General features: G+C 68.1%; 9 protein-coding genes. 3 read left to right on the top strand and 6 right to left on the bottom strand.

The window, feature by feature from the left end; genetic code table 11:
- Positions 1-24: 24 nt before the first annotated feature.
- The 5 genes from MC45_RS12745 to MC45_RS12725 form a co-directional block, all read right to left on the bottom strand.
- A complete protein-coding gene (locus tag MC45_RS12745) occupies positions 25-978 on the bottom strand; it encodes an alpha/beta hydrolase (RefSeq protein ID WP_038663783.1) in 954 nt (317 codons plus the stop codon).
- Positions 979-1,012: 34 nt separating this feature from the next.
- Entirely contained in the window at positions 1,013-1,903 is an 891-nt protein-coding gene (locus MC45_RS12740) for an alpha/beta hydrolase (protein ID WP_038663780.1), read from the bottom strand.
- A 97-nt stretch (positions 1,904-2,000) separates the two neighbouring features.
- Positions 2,001-3,311, bottom strand: a complete 1,311-nt coding sequence (xylA, locus tag MC45_RS12735) for a xylose isomerase (protein WP_156143915.1) — start codon at positions 3,309-3,311, stop codon at positions 2,001-2,003.
- Positions 3,308-4,750 (bottom strand): xylulokinase, encoded by a 1,443-nt coding sequence (xylB, locus tag MC45_RS12730; RefSeq protein WP_038663777.1) that lies wholly within the window; start codon positions 4,748-4,750, stop codon positions 3,308-3,310. Before xylB ends, xylA begins: the two co-directional genes overlap by 4 nt.
- A gap of 8 nt (positions 4,751-4,758) precedes the next feature.
- Positions 4,759-5,856 carry a glycoside hydrolase family 43 protein gene (locus MC45_RS12725; RefSeq protein WP_038663774.1) on the bottom strand — a complete coding sequence of 366 codons (1,098 nt, stop codon included), beginning with the start codon at positions 5,854-5,856 and terminating at the stop codon, positions 4,759-4,761.
- Between the two features lie 269 nt (positions 5,857-6,125).
- On the opposite strand from MC45_RS12725, the gene MC45_RS12720 reads away from it, so the two are divergent.
- Together MC45_RS12720 and MC45_RS12715 are read left to right on the top strand one after the other, a co-directional pair.
- Entirely contained in the window at positions 6,126-7,943 is a 1,818-nt protein-coding gene (locus tag MC45_RS12720; RefSeq protein WP_425423971.1) for an IlvD/Edd family dehydratase, read from the top strand.
- Positions 7,944-7,985: 42 nt separating this feature from the next.
- Positions 7,986-9,410: a sugar porter family MFS transporter gene (locus MC45_RS12715; RefSeq protein WP_038663768.1), complete on the top strand. Its 1,425-nt coding sequence runs from the start codon at positions 7,986-7,988 to the stop codon at positions 9,408-9,410.
- Positions 9,411-9,474: 64 nt separating this feature from the next.
- Here MC45_RS12715 and MC45_RS12710 read toward each other — a convergent pair whose 3' ends face one another.
- Positions 9,475-11,124 carry a glycoside hydrolase family 43 protein gene (locus MC45_RS12710; protein WP_038663765.1) on the bottom strand — a complete coding sequence of 550 codons (1,650 nt, stop codon included), beginning with the start codon at positions 11,122-11,124 and terminating at the stop codon, positions 9,475-9,477.
- A gap of 256 nt (positions 11,125-11,380) precedes the next feature.
- Here MC45_RS12710 and MC45_RS12705 point away from each other — a divergent pair, with 256 nt between their 5' ends.
- On the top strand, positions 11,381-12,079 hold the full coding sequence (locus MC45_RS12705; RefSeq protein WP_038667336.1) for a hypothetical protein: 699 nt from the start codon (positions 11,381-11,383) through the stop codon (positions 12,077-12,079).
- Positions 12,080-12,091 lie beyond the last annotated feature (12 nt).

The raw sequence follows: 12,091 nt of genomic DNA, 5'->3' as shown, positions 1-12,091 counted from the left end.
CGCGTCCACCGGCGGGCGGGCGGATCAGCCGCGACGCTTCAGCAGGCCATGCATGTCGAGCCAGCGGGTTAATTCCTCGAACCAGCCGGTGCTGGTCGTCGGTTTCGGGTACATGCCGAAGCCATGGCCGCCCTGTTCGAACAGGTGGAATTCGACCGGGCGCTTGGCGGTGCGCCAGCTGTCGATCAGGCCGAAGCCGTTATTGGCGAAGAACGGATCGTCGGCGGCGAGCGCGACGAACATCGGCGGCGCGTCGGCGGGCACGGTGACCGCCGTTAGCGGGCCATAGATGTTGCCGATGAAGGCAGGCCTGGCATCGCCGCCGGTCAGCGTCGTCGCCATCGTCAGCATCGCGCCGGCGGAGAAGCCGATCATGCCGATCCGGTCGGCGTCGACGTGCCATTCGGCGGCGCGCTTGCGGACCAGGGCGAAGGCGGCACGCGCGTCGGCGATCTGCGGGGCGAGGCCGGCGGCCATCGCATCGGCGCGCGGACGCGGCGGGCGGGCGCCGGGCGCGAAGATCTCGGCCATCGACCGTTCGAAGCCGGGCATGTCGGCGGGCGTCGGGTTGAGCCGGTATTTGAGCACGAAGGCGGCGACGCCCTTGGCGGCGAGCGCGCGGGCGACGTCCCAGCCCTCATTCTCCATCGACAGCGTGCGGAAGCCGCCGCCCGGCGCGACGATGACCGCCGCACCGGTCGCCCTGGCGGGATCGGGCAGGAAGGGGGTCAGCGTCGCGACGGTGACGTTGCGGGTGAAGACGCTGCCATATTGGCTGTGCCAGGCCTCCGGTGCGGTCGCGCCGGGCAGCTTGCCGGTATCGAGCGTGATCGCGCCCGGCTGTGCCGGGGTGGGGATCGGCACCATCTTGTCGTTCTGCGCCTGAACGGGCGCGGCCAGCGTGGCGGCGGCGAGGATGCCGGCCCCGATCGGCCGCAGCAGATGGGCGATCGCGGCGGCGTGGATATGGTGTCTCATGTTCGCTCTCCCTGATGATCGGTGTCGCTATGGGTCATTTGCCGCCGGCGTGTGGTCGCGGCGACAGCCAGCCGCTGTCCGCCAGCCAGTCGTCGAGCCGGTCGGGCCAGTGCAGGATCGAGATCCGGTTCGATTCGTCGAGGTTGAAGGCGTGATCGCTGTCGGCGTACATATGCAATTCCGCCGACACGCCCGCCTTGCGCAATTGCTCGTAGAGCGCGACCGAGGGCGGCGCGCAGCAGGCGTCGCGGCTGCCCGCGACGATGAAGGCGGGCGGCGCGCCGGCGATCGCCTTGGCGGGGATGCCGCGCGGGCCGGGGAAGACGAGCACCTGGAAATCGGGACGCGCGGGCAGGCGGTCGATCGCATCCACCGCGGGGCGGCCAGCAGGTTCGGGATTGTCGGCGATCTGCGAGACCAGTTCGCCACCGGCGGAAAAGCCCATCGCGCCGACGCGGGCGGGGTCGATGCCGTAATCGGCGGCATGCGCGCGCACCCAGCGCATCGCGCGGCGCGCATCGTCGGCGGCGTCGCCCTCGACCGAATATTTCGAGCCGGGCTCGTTCGCGAGCCGGTATTTGAGAACGAAGGCCGTGATGCCCATGCGGTTGAGCGCGGTGGCGACCTTGGTGCCCTCGTTGGTCCAGACGAGCAATTTGTGACCGCCGCCGGGCATGATGACGATCGCGGCGCCGTTGCGGTGCGCGGGATCGGCCGGGAAGGCGATCAGCGAGGGATCGTGGATGTTGCGCACCCAATAGACGCGGGCGACCTCGGCCTCCTGCCGGCGCGCGCGCGATCCGGGGGCGCCGTCGGGCCACAGCTTGATCGCGGTGTAACTGGGCGGTTGTTGCGGGGCCGGATCCTGCGCGGGCAACGGTGCCGCCGCCAGCAGGACCGCCAAGGCAAAGGCTCGGCGCATCATCACTCTCCCAATGTGTCCGGTCGCCGTGTTCGACGTTCCGGGGTCCCGGCCAGGCCGGGGAGGCGTCCGGCCCCGTGCGGGGCCGGACACGCGCGGCTTAGAGGAAACGGTTGATGAGGTTCTCGAGCCGCTCCTGGCCGCCCGAGCGCGGCTGCGGATCGATGTTCTGCGCGATCGCGAGATCGGCGATGCCGGCGAGGTCGAGGTCGGCGATCTTGCCGCCGAACTCGCCCGTCCAGCCCGCGTAACGCTCGGTCTTGGCGGCGTCGAGACGACCGTCCTCGATCAGCGCGGCGGCGTTGAGCAGGCCCTTGGCAACGACGTCGATGCCGCCGACATGGCCGTGGAACAGGTCGATCGCGTCGATCGACTGACGGCGCACCTTGGCGTCGAAGTTGAAGCCGCCGGTGGTGAAGCCGCCCGCGCGCAGGATCTCGACCATCGCCAGCGTCAGTTCCTCGACCGAATTGGGGAATTGGTCGGTGTCCCAGCCGTTCTGCGGATCGCCGCGGTTGGCGTCGATCGAGCCGAAGATGCCAAGCGCGCTGGCGGTGGCGATCTCATGCTCGAAGGTGTGGCCCGACAGCGTGGCATGGTTCGCCTCGATGTTGACACGCACCTCGTTCTCGAGGCCGTAGCGCTTGAGGAAGCCGTACACCGTCGCGGTGTCGAAGTCATACTGGTGCTTGGTCGGCTCGTGCGGCTTCGGTTCGATCAGGATCGTGCCGGTGAAGCCGATCTTGTGCTTGTGCTCGACGACGAGGCTGAGGAAGCGGCCGAAATTGTCCAGCTCGCGCTTCATGTCGGTGTTGAGCAGCGTCTCATAGCCCTCGCGACCGCCCCAGAGGACGTAATTCTGGCCGCCGAGGCGATGCGTCGCCTCGAGCGCGTCGCGGACCTGCATCGCACCGAAGGCATAGACTTCGGGATCAGGGTTGGTCGCGCCGCCGGCGGCGAAGCGCGGGTGGCTGAACAGATTGGCGGTGCCCCACAGCAGCTTGCGGCCCGACGAGGCCTGGAGCTTTTCGAGGTGGTCGACGGCTTCCGCGAAATAGCGGCGATGCTCGGTAACGTTGGCGGCATCGGCCATCACGTCGACGTCGTGGAAGCAGTAGAAGGGCACGTCGAGCTTCTGGAAGAAGTCGAACGCGACCTCACGCTTCTCGGCCGCCGCGGCGCTGTCGTTGGCGCCACGGTGCCACGGGCGGTTGAAGGTGCCGCCGCCGAACACGTCGGAGCCGGGCCAGCAGAAGGTGTGCCAGAAGCAGGCGGCGAAGCGCAGATGCTCTTCCATCGTCTTGCCGAGCACGACGCGATTCTTGTCGTAGAAACGGTAGGCGAGTTCGTTGTCGCTATCCGGTCCTTCGTAGCGAATCTGCGGGATGTCGGCGAAAAAGTCAGCCATCAGAGGGTCCTTATGCGGGGATAGGCATCGCGGAAGGCGGCGCCCTTGGGAGCGAGGCGCTCGACGAGCGCCGGATCGGGGGTGATCACATGGGACACGGGGGGTGCCTGACAGACGTCGGCGGGGCTGCCGCCGTCGACCGTGAGCTGGGCGAGGCGCGCGGCGCCGAGCGCCGGGCCGACCTCGCCGCCTTGCAGGTAGACGAGCTCGACGTCCATCGTCGCGGCGAGCGTTTCGCCCCAATAGCGCGAGCGCGCACCGCCGCCGATTACCGACAGGCGCTCGATCGTCGTGCCGGCGTCGCGCAGCACGCGGATGCCGTCGGCGAGCGCGAAGCCGACGCCCTCGAGCACCGCCTGCGCCAGCCGGTCGGGACCGGTGTCGTTGTCGAGCCGGAGGAAGGCGCCGCGGACCTGCGCGTCATTATGGGGGGTGCGTTCGCCGGAGAGATAGGGGAGGAACAGCTCCGGCCCGGCACCCGGTCCGGCGCGCTCGGCGCGCGCGAACAGGTCCGCGGCGCCCGCCGCGCCGGTGATCCTGGCGACCCAGTCGATACACGAGGCGGCGGATAGGTGAACCGCCATCTGGTGCCACATATCGGGCAGGCAGTGGCAGAAGGCATGGACCGCACCCGCGACATTGGGGCGGAAGCGATCAGTGGCGACGAAGATCACGCCCGAGGTACCGAGCGACAGCAACGCATCGCCGTCGCGCACCGCGCCGACGCCTGCCGCACCCGCGGCATTGTCGCCGCCGCCGCCGGCGACCGGCACGCTGCCCATGCCCCAGAGTTCGGCGACGTCGGGACGCAGGCGGCCGGCGGTGGCGCTGCCCTCGACCAGCGCGGGCATCTGCGCTTCGGTGAGGCCGGTGGCGGCGAGCAACGTGTCGCTCCAGCGCCGGCCGGCGACGTCGAGCCACAACGTTCCCGCCGAGTCGGACATATCTGAGAGCTTCTCGCCGGTCATCTGCAGCCGGACATAGTCCTTGGGCAGCAGCACGGTGGCGATCTGCGCGAACACCTCCGGCTCGTGATGGCGGACCCATTGCAGCTTGGGCGCGGTGAAGCCCGGCATCGCCAGATTGCCGGCGATGTCGTGCAATTCGGGCACCGCCGCTTCCAGCTCGACGCATTCGGCGTGCGAGCGGCCGTCGTTCCACAGGATCGCCGGGCGCAGCGGCCGGTCGTCGGCGCCGAGCAGCGTCGCGCCGTGCATCTGACCGGCGAGGCCGATGCCGCGTACCGCGCGGCGCACCTCGGGATCGATCGCCTGCACCGCCGCGGTCGTCGCCTGCCACCAGGCTTCGGGGTCCTGTTCCGACCAGAGCGGCTGCGGCCGCTGCACGGTCAGCGCGGCGGTGCCCTGTCCGACGACGCTGCCGTGGGTGTCGAGGACGACCGCCTTGACCCCGGAGGTGCCGATATCGATGCCGAGAAACATGCCGCTGCTCAGTTCTTGAAGGGGTCGAGCTGCACGATCGTGCCGTCCGGATTGAAGGTCAGTTCGGCGACCTTGGCCGAGCGCAGGTAGTTCTTATTCGACAATTGCGTGTCGTGATAGAACAGCCACCACTTGCCCTTGAACTCGACGATCGAGTGATGCGACGTCCAGCCCTGCACCGGCGACAGGATATGGCCGGTATAGCGGAACGGACCGTAGGGCGTGGTGCCGACCGCATAATTGAGGAAATGGGTGTCGCCGGTCGAATAGGTGAAATAATATTTGCCGCCGCGCTTGAACACCCACGACGCCTCGAAGAAGCGGCGGTTGTGGTCGCCGCCGAGCACCGGCTTGCCGGCCTCGTCGGTGATGACGACATCGCGCGGCGGCTCGGCGAACTGCTTCATGTCGGCCGACAGGCGCGCCATCTTGGGCGACAAAGCGGGCTTGTCGTCCTGCTTCATGTCGGTGTCGCCGGCGTTCGGATCGAAACGGCCGGTGGTCCAGCGCTGAAGCTGGCCGCCCCAGATGCCGCCGAAATACATGTAGCTCTGGCCGTCGGCGTCGGTGAACACCGCGGGATCGATCGAGAAGCTGCCCTTGATCGGCGCGGCCTCGGCCTTGAACGGGCCGGTCGGCGACTTCGACGTGGCGACGCCGATGCGGAACACGCCCTGTTTGTCGCGCGCGGGCATGTAGAGATAATAGGTGCCGTTCTTATAGGCGGCGTCGGGCGCCCAGGTCTGCTTGGAGGCCCAGGGGATATCCTTCACGTCGATCGCCACCGGATGCACCGTCACCGGGCCGCCGATGCGATCCATGCTGAGCACGCGATAGTCGTGCATCGCATATTGCGTGCCGAGATCGTCGTCGGGGATGCCGGCGTCGACGTCGTGGCTCGGGTAGACGTAGAGCTTGCCGTTGAAGACGTGCGCCGAAGGGTCGGCGAAATAGAGGTTCTTGACGAGCGGCTGGCTGAGATAGCGCTTGCCCTCGGGGCTGCGCGGCTCGGCGGCGGGCGCGGGCTTGGCGACCTGCGCGAGCGCGAGCGTGGCGGTGGCGCCGAGCGTGGCGGCGGTCAGGCAGAGGGCGAGACGAAGCCTCATGGCCGATGATCCTTCCTAGTGACGGCCTTCTGACGAGGCCTGGAGCGATGCCGCGAATGCGGGATAGCGCTACCATATGAGGCCGTTCGTGAATTCGCAAGCCGTTCCGCCGCGGTCGAGCCCGGCTGTAGGTTCGGATTTCGGACGGCGAGCGGATCGGGATCGTGCCGATTCGGGATCGATGGCGGGGTCGGACTTGCCCGCGCGCCCGATCCGTCCGTTTGAAGCCTTGACGTGCCGCCTTGGCCTGATAGCGATACCAACAAGGTATGAGCCGGGTCCGGCATCGTCCAAGTGGAGAGTCCAGCGTGTCACGCCAACCGGTTCGTCCCTTCCGTTCGCGCGACTGGTTCGCCGACCCGGCCCGTGCCGACATGACCGCGCTCTATCTCGAACGCTTCATGAATTACGGCCTGACCCCGGCGGAACTGCGCTCGGGGCGGCCGATCATCGGCATCGCGCAGACCGGCAGCGACCTGTCCCCGTGCAACCGCATCCATCTCGATCTGGCGCGCCGGGTGCGCGACGGCATCCGCGACGCAGGGGGCATCCCGCTCGAATTCCCGGTCCATCCGATCTTCGAGAATTGCCGCCGGCCGACCGCGGCGCTCGACCGCAACCTCGCCTATCTCGGGCTGGTCGAGACGCTGTACGGCTATCCGATCGACGCGGTGGTGCTGACCACCGGCTGCGACAAGACGACGCCGTCGGGGATCATGGCCGCCGCCACCGTCGACATTCCGGCGATCGTGCTGTCGGGCGGGCCGATGCTCGACGGCTGGCACGAGGGCGAGCTGGTCGGTTCGGGCACCGTCATCTGGCGCTCGCGCCGCAAGCTGGCCGCGGGCGAGATCGACGAGGAGGAATTTCTCCAGCGCGCCACCGACAGCGCGCCCTCGGCGGGCCATTGCAACACGATGGGCACCGCCTCGACGATGAACGCGGTGGCCGAGGCGCTCGGCCTGTCGCTGCCCGGCTGCGCGGCGATCCCCGCGCCCTATCGCGAGCGCGGCCAGTTCGCCTATGAGACCGGCCGCCGCATCGTCGACATGGCCTATGAGGACCTGCGTCCGTCGCGCATCCTGACCCGCGAGAGCTTCCTCAACGCCGTGCGCGTCGTCACTGCGATCGGCGGCTCATCGAACGCGCAGCCGCATATCCAGGCGATGGCGGCGCATGCCGGCATCGAGGTGCGGCCGAGCGACTGGATGGACTATGGCTATGATCTGCCGCTGCTGGTCGACGTGCAGCCCGCCGGGCGTTTCCTCGGCGAGCGCTTCCATCGTGCCGGCGGCGTGCCGGCGGTGATGAACGAGCTGCTCGGCGCCGGCAAGCTGGACGGCGACTGCCTGACCGTCACCGGGCGCAGCATCGCCGAGAATCTCGCCGGTCGCGGCGCCACCGACCGCGAAGTGATCCGCCCGTTCGACCAGCCGCTGAAGGAGCAGGCGGGGTTCCTCGTCCTCACCGGCAATCTGTTCGATTTCGCGATCATGAAGACCAGCGTGATCTCGCCGGCGTTCCGCGAGCGCTACCTCAACGTACCGGGACGCGAGAACGTGTTCGAGGCGCGCGCCGTGGTGTTCGAGGGATCGGACGATTACCACCATCGCATCAACGATCCCGCGCTCGGCATCGACGAGGGCTCGATGCTGGTGATCCGCGGCGCCGGGCCGATCGGCTGGCCGGGATCGGCGGAGGTGGTCAACATGCAGCCGCCCGATCATCTGATCCAGCGCGGCATCCTGACGCTGCCGACGCTGGGCGACGGCCGCCAGTCGGGCACGTCGGACAGCCCGTCGATCCTCAACGCCAGCCCGGAAAGCGCGGTCGGCGGCGGCCTGTCGTGGTTGCAGACCGGCGACGTGATCCGCATCGATCTGGCCGCGGGCCGCTGCGACGCACTGGTCGAGGAGGCCGAGATCACGCGCCGGCGCGGTGGGACGCCGCCGCCCATTGCCGAGAGCCACACGCCGTGGGAAGAGCTGTACCGGGAAAAGACCGGCCAGCTCGGCGAAGGCGGCGTCCTCGACTTCGCGTTGAAATATCGGGGTATCGCTGCACGTACGCCGCGGCATAACCACTAGGCACAACCCATTTCGCCGGCGGTGACCGGCACAGGAGAGACGATGACGGACAGCGTAAGGGGGGCAGGGGGGACTGCCACGAACCACGGCTTCATCGCCGCGATCGTCGCGGTGGCGACGATCGGCGGCTTCATGTTCGGCTATGATTCGGGCGTGATCAACGGCACCCAGAAGGGGCTCGAGGCGGCGTTCGCGCTCGGCCGGCTCGGCATCGGCGTCAATGTCGGCGCGATCCTCGTCGGTTCGGCGATCGGTGCGTTCGGCGCCGGGCGGATGGCCGATGCGATCGGCCGCCGCAACGTCATGATGCTCGCGGCATTGCTGTTCCTGGTCAGCGCTCTGCTCGCCGGCGCGGCGAGCGGCTCCGAGATCTTCATCTTCGCGCGTATCATCGGCGGCCTCGGCGTCGGCGCGGCGAGCGTCATCTCGCCGGTCTACATCTCCGAAGTCACCCCCGCCTCGATCCGCGGCCGGCTGACCAGCGTGCAGCAGGTGATGATCATCACCGGCCTGACCGGCGCGTTCGTCGCCAATTTCGTGCTCGCCCGCTATGCCGGCGGCTCGACCGCGCCGTTCTGGCTCGGCTATCCTGCCTGGCGCTGGATGTTCTGGCTGCAGGCGATCCCCGCCGCCATCTATCTCGTCGCTCTGTTCGTCATTCCGGAAAGCCCGCGCTTCCTGATGGCCAAGGGCCGCGAAGACGACGCGCACAAGGTGCTCGTCCGCCTGTTCGGCGTCGCCGAAGCCGACCGCAAGGTCGTCGAGATCCGCAACTCGCTCGCCGCCGACCATCACAAGCCCAAATTGTCCGACCTGCGCGACAAGACCACCGGCAAGATCCGCCCGATCCTGTGGGCGGGTATCGGCCTCGCCATCTTCCAGCAGCTCGTCGGCATCAACGTCGTCTTCTATTACGGTGCGGTGCTGTGGGAAGCGGTCGGCTTCACCGAGGACAATGCGCTGCAGATCAACATCCTGTCGGGCGTACTGTCGATCGCGGCGTGCCTGTTCACGATCGCGACCGTCGACAGGATCGGCCGCAAGCCGCTGCTGCTCGTCGGTTCGGCCGGCATGGCGGTGACGCTGGCGGTGGTCGCCTGGGCCTTCTCGACCGCGGTCACCGACGCAGCGGGCGCCGTCTCGCTGCCGGGGCATAACGGCATGATCGCGCTGATCGCCGCCAACCTCTACGTCATCTTCTTCAACGCGAGCTGGGGCCCGGTGATGTGGGTGATGCTCGGCGAGATGTTCCCGAACCAGATCCGCGGCTCGGGCCTCGCGGTGTCGGGCTTCGCGCAGTGGATCGCCAATGCGGCGATCTCGGTGAGCTTCCCGGCGCTGGCGGTGTCGCCCGGCCTGGCGGTGACCTATTTCGGTTACGCCTTCTTCGCCGCGGCGTCGTTCTTCTTCGTGCGCAAGATGGTCAACGAGACCGCGGGCCGCGAGCTGGAGGACATGGCGGGCTGATCCGCCGGTCCATCCTATCGGTCACGACGAAGGGGCGGTCCTGCGGGACCGCCCCTTTTTCATGTCAGCGCCGCCAGGCGTAGGGACCGACGATCGTGCCGACGAAGCCGCCCGCCGCCTCGGTGCTGAGGAAGCGTGCGTCGACGTCGGCGGCGAGCGTGCGGCGGGCGGCGCCGGCCTGATAGTCGAACGCCATCGTGCCGCCCTTGGCGCGGATGGTGAGCGTCACCGGACCGGTGGTGGCGAGCGGCGCCGACGCGACCAGCCGTTCGGTGCCCTTGTCGGTGGTGTAGAGCGCGACCATCGGCTTGCCGGCGAGGCGGGTGATGCCGAAGAACAGGAAGTTCTTGTCGCTCTGCATCGCGGCGAGGCCGGCGCGCTCGCCGTCGCTGTCGGGGGTGAAGCGCACCGTCGTGCTCATCGTCGCGACGTGATGCTGCTGGCGCCGCGCGACGAAGGCGGGAACGCCGTTCAGGTCGCCCATCGGCGCGCCGCGGTCGAGCACGAGTTCGTGGCGGTCGATCCGGTAGACGGGCTGTTTGGGGGTGCGCACGCCGATCCACTGCATCGCCAGTTTCGGTCCGGCGAACGTGTCGGTGTAGGCGAAGTCGCCGCTGGTCGGCAGCGCCGGCGGGCGTTGCTGCGGCAGCCTGGGTGCGGGCGCGGTGAAGGGGATCGCCTGGCCGTGTGGCAGGATCATCGGCCAGCCTTGCGCCCAGGTCACCGGCAGCAGGAACGTCTCGCGGCCGATGTTATAGTAATTGCCGGCATAGGGGCGGACGGCAAGGAAGGTCGCCCACCAGTCGCCGTTCTGCGTCTGCACCAGTTCGGCATGGCCCGCCGAGGTGATCGGGTTGGGGCGGGCGGGATCGAGATCGCGCTGGGTCAGGATCGGATTGCCGGCGAACGGCGCATACGGCCCGCGCAAGTCGCGCGAGCGGAAGACGACCTGCGAATGGTTGACGCTGGTGCCGCCCTCGGCCGCCGTCAGATAATAATAGCCGTCCTTCCGGAGGATATGCGGCCCCTCGATCCAGACCGGCTTTTTCGTGATGTCGACGCCGCCGTTGACCAATTGCGTGCTCTCGCCGACCATCTTGCCGGCGCGCCAGTCATATTCCTGCATCCAGATGGCGCGATGGCCTTCGTAGCGCGGCGGTTCGGCGGGGGCGCGGTTGTTGACGATATAGGCGCGGTCGCCTTCCCAATAGATCGACGGATCGATCCCCTCGAACGGCAGCCAGATCGGATCGGACCACGGCCCCGCCGGGTTCCTGGCGGTGATGACGAAATTGCCTCTGCACGAGACGCAGGTGTTGACGATGTAGAAGGTGCCGGCGTGGTAGGAGATATCCGGCGCGAACACCGCTTCCGAGGTGCGGCGGCCGGTGAAGTCGAGCTGGCCGGGGCGGTCGATCGCATTGCCGATCTGCGTCCAGTGGACGAGGTCCTTCGAGTGGAAGACCGGCAGGCCGGGGAAATGCGCGAAGGATGAATTGACCAGATAATAATCGTCGCCGACCCGCGTCACCGACGGGTCGGGGTAATAGCCAGACAGGATCGGGTTGCGATACGCGCCCGGCGCGGGGGTGGCCTTCTCCTCCGACTGCCCCTGATAGGCGAAGCGGCTGAAGCGCGGGGCCTCGCTCGCCATCGCCGCCGAACCGCCGGCTAAGGCCAGCGCCAGGATCATGGCACGTCCCGCCATCCTCATCTCTCCCATATCGGCCACCGCTCGATGCGACGGCTCCTGGCGCAACTATAGCGCTACCAGGCCGGCGTGCCAGCCAGAGCGATGAAATCGGCGGAACATTACTCCGATAAATCCACCCGGCGCCAATAGACAAGGTAGCGTTACCAGTTTACCCTCCGGAACAGCGCAAAGAGGAGATGCGGCGCGATCCCGACGGCAGGCCGACGCGGATTGCAGACCGACTCCCGTGGCGCGAGGGAGAGCGATGATGACCGGGATGCGGATACGACATCTGGCGCTTGGCGCGACGCTGCTGGCGACGCTTGCCGGCGCGACGCCGGGCATGGCGGGTCAACAGGCAACCACCGCCACCGGCATCGCACCCTATTTCCAGCCCGCCGGCACCGCGCCGAGCACGCCGGACGCCGACGGCTTCCTGCGCCGCTGGCTGCTGCTCGAACCGATCGTCAAGCCGAACCGCACCAATACGGTGTTCACCGCAAGTTATGTGCGCGAGGCGCTGGGGACCAGCTATTTTCCCGGCCAGTTCACCGCGACGCCGCGCGACGGCCAGATCGTCAAGGCCGCCGAGCCGCTGCGCTGGCATGCGCTCGACTCCAACAGTTTCGACATCAAGCTGTTCAATCTGGCGCAAGGGCTCGGCAAGCCGACCTATGGCGTGATCTTCCAGGCCTATACCGTGATCGATGTGCCGCGCGAGATGCGCGACGTGCGGATGGCGGTCGGCTCCAATGCGGCGTCGATCTGGTGGCTCAACGGCAAGGAGGCGGTCGGGCTGTTCAACGATCGCCGCATGGTGATGGACGACGTGCTGTCGGACCGGCTGACGCTGCGCAAGGGCCGCAACGTCATCCGCGGCGCGGTGATCAACGGTCCAGGCCTCAGCGATTTCTGCGTCCGCTTCCTCGATGCGGAGGGCAAGCCGATCACCGCTTTGTCCACCGTGCTGCGCTGATCCGGGAGACCG

It is taken from the genome of Sphingomonas taxi, from assembly GCF_000764535.1.
Lineage (GTDB): Bacteria > Pseudomonadota > Alphaproteobacteria > Sphingomonadales > Sphingomonadaceae > Sphingomonas > Sphingomonas taxi.
This window is presented reverse-complemented; position numbering and strand designations above follow the sequence as displayed.